This is a genomic window from Pseudarthrobacter sp. GQ63, assembly GCF_059758765.1.
Genome location: NZ_JCAXEF010000016.1, coordinates 1 through 21587, shown reverse-complemented (window position 1 = coordinate 21587; position 21587 = coordinate 1). Strand labels below are relative to the sequence as shown.

At 64.9% G+C, this 21587-nt stretch carries 20 protein-coding genes; 5 read left to right on the top strand and 15 right to left on the bottom strand.

Annotation, left to right across the window (positions count from 1 at the left end; genetic code table 11):
* Together AC6CHP_RS18545 and AC6CHP_RS18540 are read left to right on the top strand one after the other, a co-directional pair.
* Positions 1–1014 (top strand): inorganic phosphate transporter, encoded by a 1014-nt coding sequence (locus AC6CHP_RS18545; protein ID WP_377194977.1) that lies wholly within the window; start codon positions 1–3, stop codon positions 1012–1014.
* A 217-nt stretch (positions 1015–1231) separates the two neighbouring features.
* Positions 1232–1639, top strand: coding sequence for a hypothetical protein (locus AC6CHP_RS18540; protein ID WP_188728969.1), 408 nt, complete (start codon positions 1232–1234; stop codon positions 1637–1639).
* Between the two features lie 22 nt (positions 1640–1661).
* Here AC6CHP_RS18540 and AC6CHP_RS18535 read toward each other — a convergent pair whose 3' ends face one another.
* From AC6CHP_RS18535 to pstS, 5 genes are all read right to left on the bottom strand, one after another.
* The gene (locus tag AC6CHP_RS18535; protein WP_377195027.1) at positions 1662–2075 is read right to left on the bottom strand and encodes a hypothetical protein; all 414 of its coding nucleotides are present in this window, start codon (positions 2073–2075) and stop codon (positions 1662–1664) included.
* A 171-nt stretch (positions 2076–2246) separates the two neighbouring features.
* On the bottom strand, positions 2247–3026 hold the full coding sequence (gene pstB, locus AC6CHP_RS18530) for a phosphate ABC transporter ATP-binding protein PstB (protein ID WP_066273199.1): 780 nt from the start codon (positions 3024–3026) through the stop codon (positions 2247–2249).
* Between the two features lie 81 nt (positions 3027–3107).
* Positions 3108–4220, bottom strand: coding sequence for a phosphate ABC transporter permease PstA (gene pstA, locus AC6CHP_RS18525; protein ID WP_377194978.1), 1113 nt, complete (start codon positions 4218–4220; stop codon positions 3108–3110).
* Entirely contained in the window at positions 4221–5153 is a 933-nt protein-coding gene (gene pstC, locus AC6CHP_RS18520) for a phosphate ABC transporter permease subunit PstC (protein WP_104185653.1), read from the bottom strand. It lies immediately after the preceding gene.
* 105 nt (positions 5154–5258) lie between these two features.
* A complete protein-coding gene (pstS, locus tag AC6CHP_RS18515) occupies positions 5259–6377 on the bottom strand; it encodes a phosphate ABC transporter substrate-binding protein PstS (RefSeq protein WP_188728964.1) in 1119 nt (372 codons plus the stop codon).
* 264 nt (positions 6378–6641) lie between these two features.
* Between pstS and AC6CHP_RS18510 the strand changes: the two genes are divergently transcribed.
* A complete protein-coding gene (locus AC6CHP_RS18510; RefSeq protein WP_188728962.1) occupies positions 6642–7769 on the top strand; it encodes an FUSC family protein in 1128 nt (375 codons plus the stop codon).
* Here AC6CHP_RS18510 and AC6CHP_RS18505 read toward each other — a convergent pair.
* From AC6CHP_RS18505 to AC6CHP_RS18465, 9 genes are all read right to left on the bottom strand, one after another.
* On the bottom strand, positions 7766–8821 hold the full coding sequence (locus AC6CHP_RS18505; protein ID WP_498231494.1) for a Gfo/Idh/MocA family protein: 1056 nt from the start codon (positions 8819–8821) through the stop codon (positions 7766–7768). The genes AC6CHP_RS18510 and AC6CHP_RS18505 overlap by 4 nt on opposite strands.
* Positions 8821–9837 carry a LacI family DNA-binding transcriptional regulator gene (locus AC6CHP_RS18500; RefSeq protein ID WP_104185657.1) on the bottom strand — a complete coding sequence of 339 codons (1017 nt, stop codon included), beginning with the start codon at positions 9835–9837 and terminating at the stop codon, positions 8821–8823. Before AC6CHP_RS18500 ends, AC6CHP_RS18505 begins: the two co-directional genes overlap by 1 nt.
* 47 nt (positions 9838–9884) lie before the next feature.
* Complete coding sequence (locus tag AC6CHP_RS18495; RefSeq protein WP_498231492.1) at positions 9885–11327, bottom strand: GH1 family beta-glucosidase; 1443 nt, start codon at positions 11325–11327, stop codon at positions 9885–9887.
* On the bottom strand, positions 11327–12247 hold the full coding sequence (locus AC6CHP_RS18490; protein WP_229675272.1) for a carbohydrate ABC transporter permease: 921 nt from the start codon (positions 12245–12247) through the stop codon (positions 11327–11329). The genes AC6CHP_RS18495 and AC6CHP_RS18490 overlap by 1 nt, the downstream gene beginning before the upstream one ends.
* A complete protein-coding gene (locus AC6CHP_RS18485) occupies positions 12244–13260 on the bottom strand; it encodes a carbohydrate ABC transporter permease (RefSeq protein WP_188728954.1) in 1017 nt (338 codons plus the stop codon). Before AC6CHP_RS18485 ends, AC6CHP_RS18490 begins: the two co-directional genes overlap by 4 nt.
* Positions 13261–13318: 58 nt before the next feature.
* Complete coding sequence (locus tag AC6CHP_RS18480) at positions 13319–14584, bottom strand: ABC transporter substrate-binding protein (RefSeq protein ID WP_188729222.1); 1266 nt, start codon at positions 14582–14584, stop codon at positions 13319–13321.
* Positions 14585–14776: 192 nt separating this feature from the next.
* Positions 14777–15643 carry a PRD domain-containing protein gene (locus AC6CHP_RS18475; RefSeq protein WP_377194986.1) on the bottom strand — a complete coding sequence of 289 codons (867 nt, stop codon included), beginning with the start codon at positions 15641–15643 and terminating at the stop codon, positions 14777–14779.
* A gap of 85 nt (positions 15644–15728) precedes the next feature.
* Positions 15729–17141 carry a glycoside hydrolase family 1 protein gene (locus AC6CHP_RS18470; protein WP_498231489.1) on the bottom strand — a complete coding sequence of 471 codons (1413 nt, stop codon included), beginning with the start codon at positions 17139–17141 and terminating at the stop codon, positions 15729–15731.
* 92 nt (positions 17142–17233) lie between these two features.
* Positions 17234–19159 carry a beta-glucoside-specific PTS transporter subunit IIABC gene (locus tag AC6CHP_RS18465; protein ID WP_498231487.1) on the bottom strand — a complete coding sequence of 642 codons (1926 nt, stop codon included), beginning with the start codon at positions 19157–19159 and terminating at the stop codon, positions 17234–17236.
* Positions 19160–19354: 195 nt separating this feature from the next.
* Here AC6CHP_RS18465 and radA point away from each other — a divergent pair, with 195 nt between their 5' ends.
* A complete protein-coding gene (gene radA / locus AC6CHP_RS18460) occupies positions 19355–20728 on the top strand; it encodes a DNA repair protein RadA (protein ID WP_427116513.1) in 1374 nt (457 codons plus the stop codon).
* Here radA and AC6CHP_RS18455 read toward each other — a convergent pair whose 3' ends face one another.
* Complete coding sequence (locus AC6CHP_RS18455) at positions 20729–21001, bottom strand: hypothetical protein (RefSeq protein ID WP_498231485.1); 273 nt, start codon at positions 20999–21001, stop codon at positions 20729–20731.
* Positions 21002–21119: 118 nt separating this feature from the next.
* Between AC6CHP_RS18455 and AC6CHP_RS18450 the strand changes: the two genes are divergently transcribed.
* A partial coding sequence (locus tag AC6CHP_RS18450; RefSeq protein WP_498231483.1) for an NUDIX hydrolase occupies positions 21120–21587 on the top strand: 468 nt, incomplete at its 3' end.

The window sequence follows — 21587 nt, the reverse complement described above, 5'->3', positions numbered from 1 at the left end:
GTGACTCCGGTCATCTTCGGATTCGTGGTCCTGCTGGCCGCGGCATTTACGTTCCTTAACGGCTTCCGTGATGCCTCCACCTCCGTGGCGCTTGCGGTTCGGACCCGGGCGCTCACCCCCAGCGTGGCGGTGCTGCTGGCGGCCTTCTTCAACTTTGTGGGCGCCCTGCTCAGCGCCGGCCTGGCCGTGGCCGTCAGCCAGGCCTGGATCAGCCTTCCACCGGGCAACGGGGGCCTGAGCATCCTGGTGGCCGGCCTGGCGAGCGCCTGCGCGTGGGGAATCCTGTTGTGGTGGCGGGGCATTCCGGCTTCCTCCACGCACGCCCTGGTGGGCGGCCTGGCCGGGGCGGGACTGGCCAGCCTGGCGGTGGGCGGCACCGGCGTCGGTGGTGTGGACCAGTCCCTGCTGTTCCAGGTGGTGCTGCCGCTGGTACTCTCCCCGCTCGTTGCCTACAGCGGCGCCTTCATGCTGGTGTATCCAGCCACGTGGGCGGCGCGCCACACGCAGCCCAACGTGGTCAACCACCGCTTCCGCCGGAGCCAGGCCATCGCTGCCGGGGCGGTCGCTTTCGGGCACGGCCTGCAGGACGGGCAGAGGGTGGGCGCAGTGCTGCTGCTGGCCCTGCTGGCGGCAGGGTATGCCGACCCCGGCACCATACCCCTGTGGGTGGTACTGCTGTCCGCCGTCATGATGGCTGCCGGGACCCTGTTCGGCGGCTGGCGGATCTCGCACACCATCGCGTACAAGATCACCCGGATCGATCCCCTGCGGGGCTCGGTGGCCCAGATCTTTAGCGCGGTGATGCTCTTCGTGGGCGCCATCGGGCTCCACTGGCCGCTGTCCACCACGCACACGGTGACCGCGGCGGTCCTGGGGGCTGGCGAGAACCAGCATTTCTCCGTGACGAACCGGAAGCTGGTGATCCGGATCGTGGGGCTCTGGCTGCTGACCCCGCTGGCCACAGCCGCACTGGCGTTTGTGCTGGCGCTGGCCATGACCCCCTTCGCACGCTAAGCCCACGGACTGGCCCCGGGTTACGGGTTCACTACGGTTGCCTCCACTTCCCTGTACAGCCGAAGTCCCGTGACGTAGATTCGGAAGTGGGTCCCCAGCAGTCCGAAGCCACAACAGCAGTAGGGGACCAACATCCGCCGCCGGGTGCACGGCCGCGGACAACGCCGCTGCAGCATATCGGCGGCCAGGATGCACACTGTGGAAAAGAGCAGGCATCGTGTCTACCTCGAATCCCCGGCACTCCCCACCCCAACCACGCCAGCTGCGCTGCGAAACCTGCGGTACGGAGCACCAGCTGACCATCCATGCCATCAGGGCGATGGGGGCAGCCAACGGGGACCTGGTCACGGTCTCATACACCTGCAACGACTGCGGGCTGTTCAGCGAGCACCTCGCCTACGCGGGGGATGTTGCCGCGGCCCTCCACCAGGTCCGCTGGATGGCCAAGGTCATTATGTTCGGCGATGACTACATCCACTGTGGATTCCCGCTGGAGGAGGCGGGACTGGAAATCGAAAGGCTCTGCTACCGGAGCAGCAACAACGGCGGCAGCCTGAACATGGTCTGCCTGCCAACCCGGGTCCTGCGGTGCCGGTGCGGCTTCCAGCTGGAAGTCCCGGAGTAGCGGCACGCCGCCACAACGGGACCTACGTGGCTGCGGGAAATACAGGAGAGCTGTCCAGCAGGGCTGTTGCCAGTTCCTCCGGCGTCATGTTCGCCGCCTGGAGCAGCGCACCCTGGTCCACCCCGTGGCTCGCCGCCTGCCGGATGGCCTGCCGTAGCGACTCGTGGGCAACGTCGAGCTCCCACTGGACGGTTTCCAGGTACGAGCTGGTGCGCCATACCGCGGAAACGTAGTCCTCCCCGGCCGCAGCGCCGGTTGCGGCGGCAAGCACGGGGGCTGCAGCCGTGCCGGGGCCGTCGAAGGACACGGAAGCCCCGGAGTCCAGGGATGCCGGACCAGCGGCGTACAGATGGCCAAGGGGATCGGCCTGCTGGACAGCATTCGCGGCCCCGGGCCTGGAAACTTTAAGCTGGTGGCCTCTGCGGCCGGTTGCCATCTGCGTCAAGGGAAAACTCCTAAGCATGCTATTTACTAGTTTCCAAAGTATCTAGTTCAGCGTACTAAATGCCTGCGCTTCTGGCCAGCAGCTTTTTCGGACCTGCACCTTGGCCCTGCCCCGCAGCGTTCCGTGCCCCTCCCCGCGGGCCGCCTCCTTGCTGTGGCGGCCTTACCCGAACCGGCCGGAGACGTAGTCCTCAGTGGCCTTCTGGACGGGGTTGCTGAAGATGGTCTGGGTGTCCCCCACCTCGATGAGCTTGCCCGGCTTGCCGGTGCCTGCGATGTTGAAGAAGGCGGTGCGGTCCGAAACCCGGGCTGCCTGCTGCATGTTGTGGGTGACGATCACTACGGTGTACTGGTCCTTGAGCTCATTGATGAGGTCTTCAATGGCCAGCGTGGAGATGGGGTCCAGGGCGGAACACGGCTCGTCCATGAGGATCACCTGCGGTTCCACGGCGATGGCCCGGGCAATGCAAAGCCGCTGCTGCTGGCCGCCGGAGAGGCCGGAGCCGGGCTTTTCCAGGCGGTCCTTGACCTCGTTCCACAGGTTGGCGCCCTTCAGTGAGCGCTCCACCAGGACATCGGCCTCACCCTTGGAGATCTTCTTGTTGTTCAGCTTCACGCCCGCCAGCACGTTGTCGCGGATGGACATGGTGGGGAACGGGTTGGGCCGCTGGAACACCATGCCGATCTGCGAGCGGACGGTGACGGGGTCCACGCCAGGGCCGTAGAGGTTGTCCCCGTCCAGCAGGACCTCGCCTTCCACACGGGCACCGGGGAGGACCTCATGCATGCGGTTCAGTGTCCGCAGGAACGTGGACTTGCCGCAGCCCGAGGGGCCGATGAAAGCAGTAACGGACTTGGCCTCGATGTTGATGGTGACGTCCTCCACGGCAAGGAAATCGCCGTAGTAGACATTCAGGTCCTTGACGTCGATGCGCTTAGACATGGTGTTCCTTCACTAACTGGGTATGAATTGAAGTCTGGCATCCGGACCGCAGGACCGGAAGGGGGCGGGGAAGCCCGGCCGTTAGCGGCCGGTCTTGGGGGCGAAGATCCTGGCAATCAGCCGTGCCGCGAGGTTGAGGACCATCACCAGGATGATCAGCACCAAAGCGGCACCCCAGGCGCGCTGCGACGACGGGTCGGGGTTCGCCGGCGAGGTGGGGTTCAGGATCTGGGTGTAGATGAACGTGGGCAGCGAAGCCATCCAGCCGCTGAACACGTTCGAGTTGATGCTGGTGGCGAACCCTGCGGTGACCAGGATGGGCGCCGTCTCCCCAATAACGCGGGCGATCGCCAAGGTAACGCCCGACGCGATGCCGGAGATCGCCGTCGGAATCACCACCTTGAGGATGGTGCGCCACTTGCGCACGCCCAGGGCGTACGCCGCTTCGCGCAGTTCGTTGGGGACGATCTTCAGCATTTCCTCGCTGGAACGCACTACCACCGGGATCATCAGCACGGAAAGCGCGACGGCGGCCACGGCGCCGGTTTTGGTTCCCGGGCCCACCACGGCGAAGAAGAAGGCCGCCGCGAAGAGGCCCGCCACGATGGAGGGGATGCCGGTCATGACGTCCACGAAGAACGTGATGGCGCGGGCCAGGCGGCCGTCGTTGCCGTATTCCACCAGGTAGATGGCGGTCAGCAGCCCCACCGGCACGGAGATAATGGTGGCCAACAGGGTGATCTGTATGGTCCCGAGGAGTGCGTGGTAAATGCCGCCCAGTACCGGCGTCCCGTCCTGAACTGCCCGGTTGTCGTAAACGCCTGTCACGCCATTCATGGAATTGGTGAGGAACCCGGGGTTCAGCAGCCCTGGGATGCCGTTGACCAATACAGTCCAGATCACCGAAAAGAGCGGGAGCAGTGCAATGAGGAAGGAGCCCACCACCAGGCAGGTGGCCAGTTTGTCCTTGGCTTTGCGGGAGCCTTCAACGGCGGCGCTCCAGGACACCAGTCCGATGGCGAAAAGGATCGCCGAGACGATGCCCCAGCCGAATGCGTTGAAGCCCACCAGCGCCAGGATCGCTGCGCCGGCGATCAGCGCTGCGGCCAGGACCACGTAGGGGGCATACTTGGGCAGCTGCCCCTTGGTGAGTGCCGAGCGCTTGCTGCGCACGGGGGTAAGCGTGGAGGTCATTTAGTTGGCTCCCGAGAATTCTTTGTGCCGGGTGATGATCCAGCGCGCGATCATGTTCACGGCCAGGGTGATGACGAACAGGACCAGGCCTGCGGCGATCAGGGTGCTGACCTTGAGCCCGCTGGCCTCCGGGAAGTTCAGGGCGATCTCAGCGGCGATGGTCTGGTTTCCGGACTGGATCAGGCTGGCCGTCAGGGCGCCGGATGAGAGCACCAGGGCCACGGCCATGGTCTCGCCCAGGGCCCTGCCCAGGCCAAGCATGACGGCGCTGATGATGCCGGGGCGTGCGAAGGGCAGGACGGACATCTTGATCATTTCCCACCGGGTGGCACCCAGCGCGAGCGCCGCTTCCTCGTGCAGTTTGGGAGTCTGCAGGAAGATTTCCCGGGAAAGTGAGGTGATGATGGGAAGCACCATGACGGAGAGCACGATGCCCGCGGTCAGGATGGTCTTGCCCGTGGCGGAGGCAGGTCCCTGGAAGATCGGCAGCCAGCCCATGTTCGCGGCGAGCCAGTTGTAGGCCGGCGAGATTTCCTTTGCCAGGAAGGCAGCTCCCCACGCGCCGTAGACCACGGACGGGATGGCCGCGAGGAGGTCCACAAGGTATCCCAGTCCGGCGGCCAGTCCGCGGGGCGCGAAGTGGGAGATGAAAAGAGCCACGCCGATCGCGATCGGGGTCGCGATCACCAGTGCAATGGCTGCTGCAATGAGCGTGCCGATGACGATAGGCCAGATGTAGGCAAAGAAGCCTTCCCCGCCCTGGATCTCGGCGGCGGGTGCGGTGAGTGCCGGGATGGCCTGGACTACCAGGAAGAGCGCGACGCCGAAGAGGACGGCAAGGATAAGGCACCCGGCGGCCATGGCGGCACCGGAAAAAATCTTGTCCCCGGCGCGGCCAGCGCCCTGGTTACCAGTCAAGGTGGTGGCGGTCATTCGACGGCCCTTCGATCGTTTACTGACACTGAAAGATGCTGCGTTCAAACCGAAGTTCCCCGCACTGCCTCTCGGCAGGCGGGGAACCCGGGTTCGGTGCGGTACTTAGGACTTGACCTTGATGGACTCGATGGCCTTGGTTGCCTTCTCTGCCAGGTCAGAGGACAGCGGAGCAGACTTTGCCGAATCTGCGGCGGCCTGCTGGCCTTCCTCGGAGACTACATAGGTTTCGAAGGCCTTGACCAGGTCAACGGTTTCCTGGCTCTCGTAGGTCGAGCACACGACGTGGAAGGAGACCAGGACGATCGGGTATGCGCCTTCATTGGTGGTCTTGCGGTCCAGCTTGATGGACAGGTCGTTGGCGGAGCGTCCTTCAACCGGCGTGCCGGCATCCACTGCCTTGGCTGCGGCTTCTGCTGAAATCTCGGTGAAGCTTTCGCCCACCTTGATCTGCGCAACGCCGAGGGTTCCGCTGACCGCAGAGTCGTCCGCGTAGGTGATGGCGCCGGGGGTGTCAGTGACGGTCTTGACCACACCGGACGTACCCTTGGCGTTCTCGCCCTGCAGGGATGCAGGCCATACACCGGAGGCCTTGTCCGTCCAGACCTCCGGTGCAGCAGCAGCCAGGTAGTCGGTGAAGTTGGTGGTGGTGCCGGAATCGTCGGAGCGGTTCACGGGGGTGACCTTGAGGTCCGGAAGGCTGACACCTTCGTTGAGCGCAGCGATGGCGGGGTCGTTCCAATTGGCAACCTCGCCACGGAAGATCCTGGCCACAGTGGCCGCGTCCAGCTTCAGCTCGGTGATGCCGGGCAGGTTGAACGCTATGGCGATCGGAGAGATGTAGACCGGGATGTTGAGGGCGCCATCCGGCCCGCACGTCTCCTGGGACTGCGCGTATTCCTCGTCCTTCAGGTAGGCGTCGGAACCGCCGAACTGTGCGGAACCGTCCAGCAGCGCCTTGCGGCCTGCACCGGAGCCATCCGGTGAATACTGCACGGTGGCGCCGGAGTTTGCGGCGGCAAACTCGGTCTTCCAGGCGTCCATGGCCGCGCCCTGCGCGGAGGAGCCGATGCCGGTCAGCGTGCCGGTGACATTGGAACCTGAAGTCTGGGTGCCTGCCGGAGCGGTGCCCGTGGCGTTGTCTGAACCGCAGGACGTAAGCGCGAGTGCGCCGACTGCAAGAACAGCGATAGCCGCGTGGCGGCCGAAGCGGAGTGCCTTCACTAGATGTACCCCTTCCAGGGATATTCAGGTGCGCTGCAGGACGGAGAACCCTGCTGCGCGATGCGTAGGTTTTGTACCTTCAACGAAGTTAAGCCCCACAGGTAACGGGATGGGCGGACCAAAGTGAACGGAGGATTAACGACGGCGGGATATTGGCTGACAAATGCCCGGTCACCATTGCGCAGATCACATGTCCGGCCGTAGTGCAGCGGCGCCAGGGAGGTCGCCAAAGGAAATGTGCCGGCCAGCAATAGACTGGACGGCATGGCTCCCGCAGCAGGACTCTCAGCAGGCAGGCGGTTCCTGCGCGGCCGCTTCCGCACCGGCATGATCCGGAGCCGTAACTCGCTCATCCCGGCCATCCAGATGACCGTCTGCGCCGTGGGCGCCTACGCCTTCGCTGAATACGTCCTGGGCCACTCCGGCCCCCTCTTCGCGGCTACATCATCGCTGATCGCGCTGGGTTTCTCCCGGGAACCGCGACTGCGGCGGGTCCTGGAGGTGGGCCTGGGCTGCACCATCGGCATCGCGGTGGGCGACCTGCTCCTGCACTGGCTGGGCGCCGGAATCTGGCAGGCCGCCGTCGTCCTTTTGTTTTCCATCCTGCTCGCCAGGTTCCTGGACAGCGGGAACATCTTCACCACCCAACTGGCCCTGCAGTCGCTGCTGGTGGTGCTGCTGCCTGCGCCATCGGGTGGTCCGTTTACCAGGAGCATCGATGCCGTGGTGGGCGGACTCTTCGCCCTGCTGGTGACCATCCTGACCCCCAAGGACCCCCGCCGTGAACCGCGCAGGGACGTCCAAAAGCTGCTGCATGAGCTGGCCGAGGTGCTGCGCGAGTGCGCCGGCGCACTCGTCAACAGCGACTCCACCCAGGCGTGGCACGCCCTCATCCGGGGCAGGAACTGCCAGCCGCTGGTGGACGGGATGCGCCAGTCCCTGCGTGCTTCGGGGGAGGTGGCCACCCTGGCGCCCGCCTACAGGAGGCACCGGTACGAGCTGGACCGGCTCAAGCAGTCGCTCGACTTCATTGACCTGGCGCTGCGGAACAGCCGGGTGTTCGCCCGCCGCCTGACCAGCGCCATCAACCACGCGGCGTTATCGGACGAAGCAACAGAAAACATCGCGGAAGTGCTGCAGGAGACCGCTGCCGCCATTGATGAGCTTTCGCTGGGGCTGGCGGAAACGCACGACGGCGTCCGCCGCGCCCACCTGCGCAGCGCCCGCCAGGACCTGAGCGAGATCGCCCTGCGCCTGCATCCCAAGCTGCTGGAGGTGCAGCGGCTTGAGGGTGAGACGGTGGTGATGCTGTACCGGCCGCTGATGGTGGACCTGCTGGAGGCCACGGGGATGGATGCCCGCGAAGCCCGGGACGTGCTGCCCGCGCTCTAGGTGCCAGCCTCCCGCACATCGTTCGCATAACGCAGCCCCAACTGTTCCCGGGCCTGGTCCAGCAGCTCCATCACCTGCACGGTTTCGGTCCAGGGCATCAGCGGGCTTTCCTGCAGGCCGGCGCGGATGCAGCGGGCCGTCTCGCGCAGTTCGTGGATGAAGCCCTCGGCTTCTTCGTGGAAGTCCTCCACCTCGATCCTGCCGTCCAGTCCGCAGATCTCCAGCGTGCGCGGGTTAAAGAGCGGAGACCCGGTCCGTATCCAGCCTGCTGTTCCACTGATGGTTGCCATGCCGGGACCGGCAGCCTGGAGCGAGGAAGTGAGCTGGGCTGCAGCCCCCTCCGGGTACTCGAGTGTAAGGGTGTTCTGGACATCCACGCCGTCCTGGTTCAGGTGGCCTTTGGCAGTGAGCCTTTGAGGGAAGCCAAGTGCGGCAACCGCCCAGGTCAACGGGTAGACCGCGAGGTCAAGGAGTGCACCGCCGCCGGCCGCAGGGTCCCACAGCCTGTCCGCAGGATCATAGGCTGCGGGAAAGCCCAGATCAGCCTGGACCCAGCGCACCGTTCCAATGGTGCCGCCGCGGATCAGCTCCAGGGCACGGCGGGTTGCGGGCAGGAAGCGCGTCCAGACGGCTTCCATCAGGAACAGGTTGCGCTCCCCTGCCAGCTGGACCAGTTCCCGGGCTTCGCTGGCGTTGATCGTGAAGGGCTTCTCGCACAGGACGTGTTTTCCGGCTTCCAGGGCTGCACGGACAACCTCGAAGTGCTGCGCATGGGGCGTGGCAACATACACCACGTCCACGCCGGGATCGGCGAAGAGCTGCTGGTACCCGGATCCGGATGGACCGTCATGGTAGCTGACCGCGAAGCCGTGTTCTTCCGCGAATGCCCGGGCTGAGCCCTGGCTGCGCGAACTCACTGCATGGGGTTGGGCATCTTCAAGGCGGGCGAGGTCACGGGTGACCTTATGCGCGATCCGCCCTGTGGCCACAACGCCCCAGCGGAGGGTCCGGCCACTCTGCGGCGCCTGCCCGCCCGGGTTCGTGTACTCCATCAGACGGACTCCCGGATCACGAGTGACGTAGGAATCTGCGTGACGCGTGCTGTGTCTTTCCCCTCGATGAGGTCCACCAGGATTTCTGCCATCTTCTTGCCCATCTCGATAATCGGGTGATGCACCGTGGTCAGCTGGGGATTGACTGAAGTGGCGAACGAATCGTCATCGAAGCCAACCACGGCCACATCCTCGGGTATGCGCAGGCCCCGTTCCTGCAGCACTGTGTAGGCACCGGCGGCCATCTGGTCATTGGCCACGAACACACCGTCAACCGGCTTCCCGCTGCCGAGGAGGCGGCGCATCGCCTTGGCCCCGGATGCCAGGGTGAAGTCACCGTACTCAACCCGGGAATCATCCAGCCCTGCCTCCGCCATGGCCGCCCTCCACCCGTTGACGCGGTCGATGCCCGGCGGCATGTCCTGGGGGCCGGCGATGGTGGCGATATTGGTCCGCCCGCTCTCAATCAGCACCCGGGTGGCTCCTGCCGCCGCAGCCTCGTTGTCCACATCCACGTAGTAGCTGGCGCTTTCGCCCAGTGGCCTGCCCGCGAACACCATGGGGATGTAATCGCTGAGGTGGGTCCAGGACCGGTCCCCTGCGTGGTGGGACACCACCAGGGCACCGGCCACGTTCCCGCCGAGCAGGAAGGCCCTGGTTTTCTCCGGCTTGGCTTCGGAAGCGATGACCATGTTCAGGGTGTAGTCCGTGTCCGCCAGGTACAGCGCCACGCCCTGGACCACTGATGCGAAGAACGGGTCCGCGAAGACCTTGGAGGTGGACTCGGGCACAATGAGCGTCACGGAGTTGGGGCGCCTGCTTGCCAGCGAACGGGCAGCCCGGTTGGGTGTGTAGTTCACGGCGAGAATCGCCTGGCGCACCTTGGCGGCGATGTCCTCATCCACGCTCGGCACGTCATTGACCACGCGGGACACGGTGGCACGGGAGACGCCGGCCAGCGCGGCCACCATTTCCAGGGTGGGCGTCGGCCGGCTTCCGCTGGTGTCTTGCTTCACAATGTTCGCTCCGTGGTCTGGCTGGCACAGGTGCCGGGGATTTCAGTTTAGGCGGGCAGTGCCGGAGCGAGGCGGGAAGTGCTCCGCTGTGCCGCTGCTATCAGCCCGGCATAAGCCCTGCCGCTGTCCTTGACGGTGCGTTCCAGCGTGCCGTAATCGACGCGGACAATCCCGAAGCGCTTTCCATAGCCCCAGGACCATTCGAAGTTGTCCAGGAGGGACCAGACAAAGTAGCCGCGGACGTCGGCACCCTGGTCTATTGCTTCACCCACTGATGCCACATGGTCCAGGATGAACCGGGTACGTTCCACATCGTGCACGGCACCGTCGGGGCTGACAGTATCCTCGTATGCGGCTCCGTTTTCGGTGATGTAGAGCGGCGGCAGCGAGGGGTATTCCTCCCCCAGCCGGACCAGTAGCTTGCGGAGCCCGTCCGGATTCACTTCCCAGCCCATCGCCGTCCGCGGCAGGCCGCGGCTGGGAAAGGCGATGTCTTCCGAGCCGATCCACGGTGAGGCGGAGGCCCGTTCTGCACCCCCGGAGTGGCCGTCGCTTCCGGCGTCGTCAGCGTGTCCGCTGATGAGGTCGTCGTGGTAGTGGTTCACGCCCAGGAACTCCAGGGGCGCGCTGATGAGTTCCAGGTCGCCTGGAAGAATCACGTCCGGCAGGCCGAACGGGGCGAGGTCCCGCAGTGAGTCTTCCGGGTAGGATCCCCGCAGGATGGGATCGAGGAAGATCCGGTTCTGCAACGAGTCGAAACGGCGGGCAGCGTCGAGGTCCACAGGGTCCTGGCTGTCCCGCGGAATCGAATTGCTCAGGTTCAGGGTGATGCCCAGGTGCTGCGCGCCGCGTTCCCGCAGCGCATTCACGGCCAGCCCGTGGGCCAGGTGCTGGTGGTGCACGGCGGCGATGGCTGCCGCAGGCTCCTGCCGGCCGGGGGCGTGCACGCCGGAGCCGTAGCCCAGGAGCGACGAACAGAACGGCTCATTGAAGGTGGTCCAGTGCTGGACCCGGTCTCCCAGCGCGGAGTACACGTCATTGGCGTACTCCGCGAACCTGTAGGCGGTATCCCGGTTGGCCCAGCCGCCCTTTTCCTCCAGGGCCTGCGGCAGGTCCCAGTGGTACAGGGTGAGCCAGGGCAGGATGCCGGCTTCAAGGAGCTCATCCACCAGCCTGGAGTAGAAGTCCAGGCCCTCACGGTTGACGGCCCTGTCCCCGGGACGCACCCGCGCCCAACTGGTGGAAAAGCGGTAGGAGTCCAGCCCCAGCTCTTTCATCAGGCGGACGTCCTGTGGCATTCGGTGGTAGTGGTCCACGGCCTGGTCAAGGTTCTCGCCGTTGGCTATGGCCCCGGGGATCCGCGCAAAGTGGTCCCAGATTGAGTCTTCCTTGCCGCCCTCGCGGCCGGCGCCCTCTATCTGGGCAGCCGCCGTCGCTGATCCCCAGATAAAGCCCTCGGGCCACTGCCGCTGGTACGTCGGGTGCTGCATTAGCCCTTCACTGCTCCTTGCATAATTCCTGAGATGAGTTGTTTGCCCGCAAGTGCGAAGAGCACCAAAAGCGGCAGGGTTGCCAGCACCGCTCCTGCAAGGACCACGGAGTAGTCCACGTAGCGGGCTGACTGCAGCTGGCTCAGCGCCGTCTGCAACGTGGGGTTGCCGGCGTCGAGCACCAGCAGCGGCCACAGGAAATCGGTCCAGGCCGTCATGAACGTGAACAGCCCCAGGATGGCCATGGCAGGCCGTGCTGCCGGCATGGCTACATGCCAGAAGGTGGAAATCATGTTTGCCCCGTCCATCCGTGCGGATTCGATGAGCTCATCCGGGATGACGTCCACCAGGTATTGCCGCATAAAGAAGACGCCGAACGCGGTTACCAGCGTGGGCACCACCACAGCTCCGATTTCGCCGGTCCAGCCCAGGGTTCTCATCACCATGAAGAGCGGGATGATGCCAAGCTGCGTCGGGATGGCCATGGTGGCCACCACCATCAGCATGAGCCCGTTGCGGCCTTTGAAGCGCAGTTTCGCAAAGGCGTAGCCGGCCAGGGTGGAAAAGCCAACCACGGACAGGGTGATGATGCATGAGATCAGGACACTGTTGCCCAAGGCGAGCCAGAACGGAATGGTGTCAAAGACCTCGCCCACGTTGGTCCAGAAATTCCCTCCGGGCAGCAGTGGCGGCCAGGTTTCGCCGAGGGCCTCGTTGGAGCGGCTGCCAATGACGGCGGACCACCACAGCGGGTAGGCCGAGGACACCAGGAAGGCGAGGAGCAATCCGTAGGTCAGGAACCCGGGCTTTTCGCCGGAGCCTACAAAGCGCTTGCGGAGGGGCGCCGGGCGGCCGGAAGGCTTATTTTCTGTGGGCAAGACGCCGGCGGCCGCACGGGGCGACCCTTCGATGATGCTCATCGCGTAGTCCTTTCAGCGCGTTTGCGGGCTCTTCTTGTTGTCCGGGAGGGCTTTGCGGCATCGGCGGTGGCGATGCGACGTGAGATCAGGTAATTGATGACACCGAACAGCACGATGATCAGGAAGAGGAGCCAGGCGATGGTGGACGCCTTGCCGAAGTTCTGGCGCTGGAAGGCCATTTCCCAGAGGTACAGCACGGTGGTCTGGAACTGCCGCTGGGAGCCGCCTGCGGTTGCGGGATCGAACAGCCGGGGTTCGGTGAAGATCTGCAGGCCGCCGATGGTGGAGGTAATGACAACAAACACCATGGTGGGCCTGATGCTCGGCAGGGTGATGCTGAAGAAGCGGCGGAGGGCTCCGGCGCCGTCCAGCGCCGCGGACTCGTACAGGTCGCGGGGAACGGCCTGCATTGCGGCCAGCAGGATGAGGGCGTTATAGCCGGTCCAGCGCCAGTTCACCATGGTGGCGATGGCAATGTGGCTGGGCAGGGTCTCGCTCTTCCACATCACCGGATCCAGGCCAAAATTTCCCAGGACGTTGTTGATGAGGCCGTACTGTTCGCCGAACATGTTGGTGAAGATCATGGCCACCGCCACCGGGGTGACGATGTAGGGCAGGAGCACGCTCATCCGCCAGAAGGTTTTGGCGCGGAGGTTCTGGTCCAGCACTGCGGCCAGGAAAAGCGCCACGGCAAGCTGCGGGATGGCGGACAGCAGGAAGATGCTGACCGTGTTGAACAGGGAGTTCCAGAAGAAGCGGTCCTGGAGGACTTCCGAGAAGTTCTGCAGGCCCACGAAGTCTCCCTGGCCCTTGAGGAGGTGCCAGTCGAAGAGGCTGACCACGAAGGTGTAGACCAGCGGGAACAGTCCCACGAGTGCGAAGAGGATGAAGAACGGTGCGATGTAGAGGTAGGGCGATGCTTTGACGTCGAAGACGTTGAGCCTCTGTTTGAAGGTGGGCTTGGGTTTGATGGCCGCCAGGGGTTTGGCGGGGCGGTTCATGGTGGTTGTCATTGGGCTTTAGCCCTCCATCGGGGGGCCTCCCTTCCGGGAGGCCCCACAGCGGGTGTTGCTAGTTGTTTACGACCAGGTCGTTGAGGAGGGTCAGCGCTTCGGACCAGGCCTTGTCAGCGTCGGCCGTTCCGGCGTCGAGCATTTTGAGCGCCGGACCAAACACGTTTTCCTGGATCACGGAATCATCCGGCCCCTTGAACTGGGCCACCACACCCTTGGCGCGGTTGGCAAGGATGACGCCGGTGGGGGCGTTGTTGAACACCACGTTCGGAGTGGCATCGGCCACCAGCTTCTCCTGCGCTTTGAGCGTGCTGGGGAAGTTGTTCGCGGCAGCAGACTGCTTGACCTGCTGCTCGGGTGCGGTCAGCCAGGCTGCCAGCTTTGCGGCTTCGGCAGGGTGCTCTGACGTCTTGGGTACTGACAGGAATGCTCCGCCCCAGTTGGAGGCTCCGCCCGGGAATACGTCGGCGAAGTCCCAGCCGCTCTCCGTGCCGCCGCCCGCAGATTCCAGCTGGCCCTTGATGGTGCCGAGCATCCAGCCGGGGCAGACGAAAGTGGCGAAGGAGCCGTCAACGAATGCCTTGCCGTTACCCCAGTCCCACTGGGTCTGGTTGGCGGACAGACCGGCCGCCGTGCCGGCCGCAAGCATCTCGAACTTGTCCTTCATCTCGGGGTTGCCTTCGATGTTCAGCTCCCCGTCCTTGGTGTAGTAGCCCTCTTCCATCTGGTTCACCATGGAGTTCCAGACGAAACCGGACTGGTCATACCACGCCTTGCCGGTGGCCGCCTTGTACTGCTCCCCGAGCTTGAAGTAGGTTTCCCAGGTGGCGTCCCCGCCACCAAAGAGCTCGGCCACCGATTCGCGGTCGCTGGGCATTCCCGCAGCTTCGAAGAGCTTGCCGTTGTAGCAGAGTCCCTGCGGACCGATGTCGGTTCCGTAGCCGATGACGCGGCCGTCCGGATCCGTGCCCTGCTGGAACTTCCAGTCCACCCAGTTGTCCTTGATGTCAGCTGCACCGTGCTCGTTGAGGTCCACGAACTGGTCCGATACTTCCATGATGGAACCCAGCCAGCCCTCCTCGATGGCCACGACATCGCTGAGCCCGGATCCTGCTGCCAGCTTGGTGAAGGCGTCGGTGCGGGCATTGGACCCGCGGTCGATATTGGTGGCCTTGACCTTGACGCCGGGATTGGCCTCCTCGTATTCGGCGTAGAGATCGTCGTAGCCGAAGGTCCCGAAGGTGGTGACCGTGAGCTCTACGGGATTGTCAGCGCTTGCTGCTTGTTCCGAACTGCTGCTGCAGCCTGTGGCCATCAGGGCCATGGCTGCCACGCCCGCGATAGCGGTCGCTGTGTGTCGGCGTACGAATTTCAACGTCACTCCTTTGTGGGAACTTCCGGCGCTGAGAGAGCGCTCTCTGGCAAGTTCCTCAACTGTAGGCGTGGCGCGGATCACTGTCAAGAGAGCGCTCTCTCAACATTCATGATCCTCCCGCCGCCGCTAGGACGGCGCTGGTCAGGAAGGAGTTTCTGCGTTCTGGCTCAGGCGCAGGTCATCGGCCATGCGGGCCACGTGCAGGGTGAGGTAGGTGACTTCGTCGTCGGTGAGGGGCTTGCCGAGCCGGAGTTCCAGGACGGCCTGGAGTTTCAGTGCGGTGCCGAATGCCTCCGGGTACGCCTCCCGGATGGCGGACCCCAGCCCTGTTGCCCCCTCGGCCAGCTGCCGCCCGGTGTGGGCGCGGACGAAAAAGTACCGCAGATGGGTGATGAAGCGTGCCGCGTTGACGGTCTCCCGGTCGAAGGAACGGCCATAGGCCTGTTCCAGGACTTCGAACAGCTGCGCGAAGACGCCGGTCATCTGGTAGGTGTAGGAGAGGTCGCCGCTGGCGAACCCGGCGTTGACCAGGTGCAGTGCCACGGCCACGGCCTCGTCGCGGGGCAGGGCTTCCTCGAGCCGGGCGTTGACGAAGTCCACGATCTGCTGAGCCATGCGCAGCTCGTCCGGGTAGAGGTGGGCCACCTCGGCCCGGAGCGGATATTCGATGTTCAGGCCCTGCCGCAAACGTTTGATGGCGAAGCTCAGGTGGTCCGCCAGGGCCACCACGGTGGTGGAGTTCAGCGGCCCGCGCAGTCCGCCACGGGCAATGTCCAGAGCCTGGTCCGCCAGTGCCAGGTGTTCGGGCGGGATGGCCGCCACCAGCGCGCCGAAGTTGTCCGCGTTGCGGCCGTCCTCGGGGACGAAGACGCGGACCACCTTGGCCTCATCCACCTGCTGGCCGGGCTTTGCCTGGAAGCCCAGGCCGCGGCCGGTGAGGATGACCTCTCCCCTGTCCGCGGCCCGGGCGAGGACGACGTTGTTGTTGAATACGCGCAGGACCTCCACGCCGTCCTCCTTTCATCGTTGAAGCGGGATACCCCCGGAGTGGGAGTTCTTGTCGTTGGGGTGGTGTTTGTCGTTCCGGGTGGCGTTAGTCTTTCAGGCTGGCACCGTTGGTGGCGATGACTTCCTGGTACCAACCGTAGGACTTCTTGGGGTAGCGCTCCATGGAGCCCGTGCCGTCGTCGTTCCTGTCCACGTAGATGAAGCCGTAGCGCTTGCTCATCTGGGCGGTGGAGGCGCTGACCAGGTCGATGCAGCCCCAGGAGGTGTAACCCATCAGCTGGACGCCGTCCTCAACCGCCTCACGGGCCTGCACCAGGTGGTCGTTAAGGTAGCCGATGCGGTAATCGTCAATGACGGTCTTTTCGCCGTCGACCTCCACCAGCTTGTCCACGGCGCCCAGCCCGTTCTCCACGATGAACAGCGGCTTCTGCCAGCGGTCCCAGTAGTCATTCAGTGCCACGCGCAGCCCCTGCGGGTCGATCTGCCAGCCCCACTCGGACGCCTTGAGGGTGGGATTGGGAACGCCGCCCATGATGTTGCCGGGCCCCTTGGTCTTCTTGGCCGGATCGGCGGTCTCGCAGATGCTCATGTAGTAGCTGAAGGACACGAAATCCACGGTGTTCTTCAGGTCCTCGCGGTCCTGCGCGGTGATCTCCAACTCGATCCCGTTGTCCCGGAAGTACCGCAGCAGGTAGCCGGGATACTCGCCGCGGCAGTGGATGTCACCGAACGCGTAGCTGTCCTGGGCAGTGAGCATGGCCGCCACCACGTCCGAGGGGTCCGGGGTGAGCGGGTAGGTGGGCAGCGCGAGGATCATGCAGCCCACCTGCGCGCCGGGCATCAGCTCTCGCGCCAGTTTCGTGGCGCGCGCGGAGGCCACCAGTTCGTGGTGGATTGCCTGGTAGAGGTCCTGCTTGGTGAGCTGGTCCTTGGGGGTGGGAATGCCGCCGGACATGAACGGCTCGTGCATCACGGAGTTGATCTCATTGAACGTGAGCCAGTACTTCACCCTGCCCCCGAAGTGCTCGAACAGGGCGCGGCAGTAGCGCTCATAGAAGCCGATCAGCTCCCGGTTGGTCCAGCCGTTGTACTTCCTGGCCAGGTGCAGCGGGGTCTCGTAGTGGCTGATGGTCACCAACGGCTCGATGCCGTGCTTCTCCAGTTCATCCAGGACACGGGAGTAGAAGGCCAGGCCTTCGGCGTTGGGGGTTTCTTCGTCGCCCAGCGGGAAGATCCGGCTCCACGCGATGGAGAAGCGGAACACCTTGAACCCCATGTCCGCGAAAAGGGCGATGTCCTCCGCATAGCGGTGGTAGAAATCAATCGCCACCTGCTTGAGGTTCTCCGGAGTCGGCCCCTCAGTGGGAATCTCCGTGATGCCCCTGGGCATCACATCCTGGATGGACAGGCCCTTGCCGCCCTCGTTGTAGGCGCCTTCGATCTGGTTGGCGGCAGTTGCTCCGCCCCAGAGGAATCCTTCGGGGAAAGTGGTGGTCACAGTTGATCGTTCCTTTGTCAGTGGGTCTGGAAAATGCCAGCGGGACTGGAAGTGGGTGCCAGGGGTAATGGCGGCCCGGGGTTAGCGGAGGCTTAGACGCGGACGGTGATGGCAGTGTCCCCGTGGGCGAGCGTGCCGCCGGCCACCGGTTCCACGCTGCCAAGCTGGGCCGTGTTGGTGACCATCACCAGGGTGGTGGTGTCGTAACCGGCTTCGGTCACCACGTCCAGGTCGACGACGGCGAGAAGGTCTCCCGCGCGGACCTGCTGGCCCCGCGTGACAGCGGCTTCAAAGCCGCGCCCTTGCAGCTGGACAGTGTCGATGCCGATGTGGACCAGGACCTCAACGCCGTCCTCGGACTTGATGCCGAACGCGTGGCCGGTCTTCATGGCGGCCTTGATGGTTCCGGTGATGGGTGAGTAGATGTGCCCATCCGCCGGGATGATGCCCAGGCCCTTGCCCATGGCACCGGATGCGAACACCTTGTCCCGGACATCAGCCAGCGCCACGGCACTTCCCGCGACGGGAGCAACGATGTCAACCGTGCCCGGCGCAACAGCGCCGGTTCCTGCCGCCGCGGATGCCGTGGCCGGGGAAGCTGCCGGCAGCGCAACGGAAGATGCTTCCGGAACGGGAATGCCGGCGTCGGACACTGCTGCTGCTTCGTCTTCACGCGGTCCGAAGAAGAAGGTCAGGAGGAATGCGATGAGGACGGCGGAGCCGGTGCCCAGCAGCTGCAGGCCAAAGTTGCCCACCTGGCTGAAGGCGGGGAGGCCGAGGAGGGACGGGAACACGAACGCCGTGGCACCGCTGCCGCCGGCCGCTGCGATGGCGCCGCCGATCACGCCGCCGGCGATGCCGAAGTAGAAAGGCTTCTTGAGGGGCAGGTTGACGCCGTAGATGGCTGGCTCGGTGATGCCGGCAAGGAATCCGGACAACGCGGCAGGACCTGCCACGGTACGGCGGGCCTTGTTACGGGTGCGGAACAACACCGCGAGCGTGGCGGCTGCCTGGCCCAGGACCGCCGCAAGCAGCGGGCCCATCAGGAGGGAGTAGCCCTGGGTGGAGATCTCGTTGAGCATGCCCGGAACCAGGCCCCAGTGCAGGCCGAAGAGGACGAAGACCTGCCAGAAGCCGCCCATGACGGCGCCGGCCAGCCACGGAGCGAACGTGAAGGCTGCGTTGATGCCTGCGGACAGGCCCTGCGCGGCAAAGGTGGTGACCGGACCGACAGTGAGGAGGACCAGCGGCACCATGACCAAGAGCGTCAGCAGCGGCGTGGTGAAGTTCCGGATGGCGGAAGGCAGCACACGCGTCAGGAAGCGCTCCGCGTACCCCTGCAGCCAGACCGCCACAATGATGGGCAGGACCGAACTGGTGTAGTTCATCATCACCATGGGAATACCGGCGAAGTTGACGGGTTCGGCCTGGGCCGCGAGCGCCACGATGCTCGGGTAGACCAGAGCACCGGCGATGGCCATGGAGGTGAACTGGTTCGTTTTAAACCGTTTCGCAGCGGTGACTGCCAGGAACACCGGCAGGAAGTAGAAGATGGCGTCCGCGGTGGCTGCCAGGATCACGTTAGTCTGCGATGCGGGGTCAAGCCAGCCGAACTGGGTGGCCATGCTCAGGAACGCCTTGAGCAGGCCGGCTGCGGCCAGCGGCCAGATGACCGGCGAGAAGATTGAGGCGATCAGGTCGATGAAGCGGTTGAAGAGGTTGCCGTGTGCAACGGGTTCATCGCTTCCGGCGTCGTCATCGGTGAGCTTGGTGATCTTGCCGAGCTCGGCGTAGACCGTGGGAACGTTATTGCCGATGACAACCTGGAATTGTCCGCCGGCTTTCATCACGGTGATCACGCCGGGCAGTTTCTCGATTGCGGCCTGGTCCGCCTTGCTGTCGTCGCGCAGCTTGAGCCGGAGCCTGGTTGCGCAGTGGGTGGCGCTGGCGATGTTCCTTTCGCCGCCCACCCCCTGGAGGATGTCTCCGGCCAGAGACCGGTAGTCCACAGTTGCCATGTCAGACCTCTCTGTCTATTTTTGGGCACAAAAAAAGACCCGAGACGCACATGGTGTGCTTCTCAGGTCTTGCCCCATTCACGGGTAACAATCCTGTAGGCGAAATTGCCTTCGAGGTTCGACTATACAGATGGCATGGATCACAGGCAAGTGCTGTGCCGGTGATTGTCAGTGCCCGCCACTAGGGTGGAACCCATGGCAACAAAGACTTCCCGGACCTCCAAGGCGCCCGCCTACAAATGTGCTGAGTGCGGCTGGAGCACGGTCAAGTGGGTGGGCCGGTGCGGCGAGTGCCAGGCGTGGGGCACCGTTGAGGAGACCGGCGCCGCTGTTGCGCGGACGACGGCGGCCACTACAGTCCTCGAGCCGGCCCGCCGGATTGCCGAGGTGGATGCCACCACGGCCGCCTTCCTGCCCACGGGCGTTGATGAGCTGGACCGGGTGCTGGGAGGCGGCCTGGTTCCGGGCGCCGTGATCCTGCTGGCCGGTGAACCCGGGGTGGGCAAGTCCACCCTGCTGCTGGACGTTGCGGCGAAGTTCGCCCGGACCGCACAGGACGTGTTGTACGTGACCGGTGAGGAATCCGCGGCCCAGGTGAAGCTCCGCGCCGAGCGGATCGACGCCGTGGCCGAATCGCTCTACCTCTCCGCGGAAACGGACCTGGGCCAGGCTCTGGGGCAGGTGGAGAAGATTGAGCCGCGGCTGCTGATCGTGGACTCGGTGCAGACCCTCAGCAGCGCCGACGTTGATGGCAGCGCCGGCGGCGTTTCGCAGGTCCGCGAAGTGGCAGCGTCCATTATCGCTGCGGCCAAGCGGCGCAACATGACCACCCTCCTGGTGGGCCACGTGACCAAGGACGGCTCCATTGCCGGGCCGCGGCTGCTGGAGCACCTGGTGGACGTGGTGTGCCAGTTCGAGGGCGAGCGGCATTCGCGGCTCCGGCTGCTCCGTGCCGTCAAGAACCGTTACGGGCCCACGGATGATGTTGGCTGCTTCGACCTGAACGAGGACGGCATCCAGGGCCTGGCTGATCCCAGCGGGCTCTTTGTCAGCCGCACCAAGGAACCCGTATCCGGCACCTGCATCACGGTCACCATGGAGGGCCGGCGCCCTCTGCTGGCCGAGGTGCAGTCCCTGCTGGCGGAGAGCCCCAATTCCCAGCCGAGGCGTGCCACCAGCGGCCTGGACTCCTCGCGGGTTTCCATGCTGCTGGCTGTCCTGCAGCAGCGCGCGGGAACGCTGCTGCACAAGGATGATTCCTATGTGGCCACCGTGGGCGGTGTGAAGCTCAGCGAGCCGGCAACGGACCTTGCAGTTGCCCTGGCCGTAGCATCGGCAAAAGCGCGCAAACCGCTCCCCATCCGGCTCATCGCTTTTGGCGAGGTGGGCCTGGCCGGCGAGGTCCGGCCGGTACCAGGCATCAACCAGCGCATCCAGGAAGCGCACCGGCTCGGGTTTACGCACGCCGTTGTTCCGGCCAGCCATGCAGGGCCGGGGCCCATCCCGGCCGGTTTTTCCGTCCGGGAAGTGGAGCATCTCACCGAGGCGTTGAGCCTGCTGATTGGTTAGTTAGCTGTTGTGGCGTGGCAGCGAATCGGGGTCGTCACGCCGGGAGTTGAGCAGCCAGCCGGACACGTCGCTGCGGAGCACCAGCAGCGGCCCGCCGGTGCTGTTCACGTTGCCGGTGGGCACGTAATAGCCGCGGCCGGAGCCGGGACCGCCGGCCGCCCGGTCCAGGGCGTCAACCAGGTACCGCGGCAGGTGGCCCTGTGGACCAATGCTGTGGAGCTCATCTAGTTCTTCCGGCGTCAGACGTCCCAACACCTCGGCAATACTGGCCATGACTGGTCCCTTCGAGCAGAGTGCCTGAAGGAATAACCTAAAGCAGCACCGTGAACTGCGGGTTAACGTTGGACGGCAACTACCGACAGTTTTCAAACAACCACCCACCGGAGGAAACATGCCCGTTCTGAGCGCAGGAATCCTGCTGTACCGGAGGGTGGCTCCTGGCGGCTTCGAGGTGTGGATAGCCCATATGGGCGGTCCGTTTTGGGCCCGCAAGGACGCCCATGCCTGGTCCATCCCCAAGGGTGAATACGGGGAGGACGAGGATCCCCTGGCCGCGGCGCTGCGCGAGTTTGCCGAGGAAATGGGGACTCCGGCTCCGGCTGCGGACTACCGGCTGCTCGGGGCCTTCAGGCAGCGCTCCGGCAAGGTCATCACCGTCTTTACCGCGGAGCAGGACTTCCAGCCGGAACGGATCGCCAGCAACACGTTTCCGCTGGAGTGGCCCAAAGGGTCAGGCCGGATCCAGGACTACCCGGAAATCGACGATGCCCGCTGGTTCCCCGAACCGGAAGCCCGGCTCAAGCTGGTGAAGGGGCAACTGCCCGTTCTCGATACGCTGGCTGAGCAGGTCCGCGCGGAG

Bases quoted from the DNA above. Each gene is read 5' to 3' on its own strand.
- AC6CHP_RS18535 (WP_377195027.1), bottom strand. From the start codon at position 2,075: ATGGCAACCGGCCGCAGAGGCCACCAGCTTAAAGTTTCCAGGCCCGGG.
- pstB (WP_066273199.1), bottom strand. From the start codon at position 3,026: ATGTCTAAGCGCATCGACGTCAAGGACCTGAATGTCTACTACGGCGAT.
- pstA (WP_377194978.1), bottom strand. From the start codon at position 4,220: ATGACCTCCACGCTTACCCCCGTGCGCAGCAAGCGCTCGGCACTCACC.
- pstC (WP_104185653.1), bottom strand. From the start codon at position 5,153: ATGACCGCCACCACCTTGACTGGTAACCAGGGCGCTGGCCGCGCCGGG.
- AC6CHP_RS18510 (WP_188728962.1), top strand. From the start codon at position 6,642: ATGGCTCCCGCAGCAGGACTCTCAGCAGGCAGGCGGTTCCTGCGCGGC.
- AC6CHP_RS18505 (WP_498231494.1), bottom strand. From the start codon at position 8,821: ATGGAGTACACGAACCCGGGCGGGCAGGCGCCGCAGAGTGGCCGGACC.
- AC6CHP_RS18495 (WP_498231492.1), bottom strand. From the start codon at position 11,327: ATGCAGCACCCGACGTACCAGCGGCAGTGGCCCGAGGGCTTTATCTGG.
- AC6CHP_RS18490 (WP_229675272.1), bottom strand. From the start codon at position 12,247: ATGAGCATCATCGAAGGGTCGCCCCGTGCGGCCGCCGGCGTCTTGCCC.
- AC6CHP_RS18485 (WP_188728954.1), bottom strand. From the start codon at position 13,260: ATGACAACCACCATGAACCGCCCCGCCAAACCCCTGGCGGCCATCAAA.
- AC6CHP_RS18480 (WP_188729222.1), bottom strand. From the start codon at position 14,584: ATGGCCCTGATGGCCACAGGCTGCAGCAGCAGTTCGGAACAAGCAGCA.
- AC6CHP_RS18465 (WP_498231487.1), bottom strand. From the start codon at position 19,159: ATGGCAACTGTGGACTACCGGTCTCTGGCCGGAGACATCCTCCAGGGG.
- radA (WP_427116513.1), top strand. From the start codon at position 19,355: ATGGCAACAAAGACTTCCCGGACCTCCAAGGCGCCCGCCTACAAATGT.
- AC6CHP_RS18455 (WP_498231485.1), bottom strand. From the start codon at position 21,001: ATGGCCAGTATTGCCGAGGTGTTGGGACGTCTGACGCCGGAAGAACTA.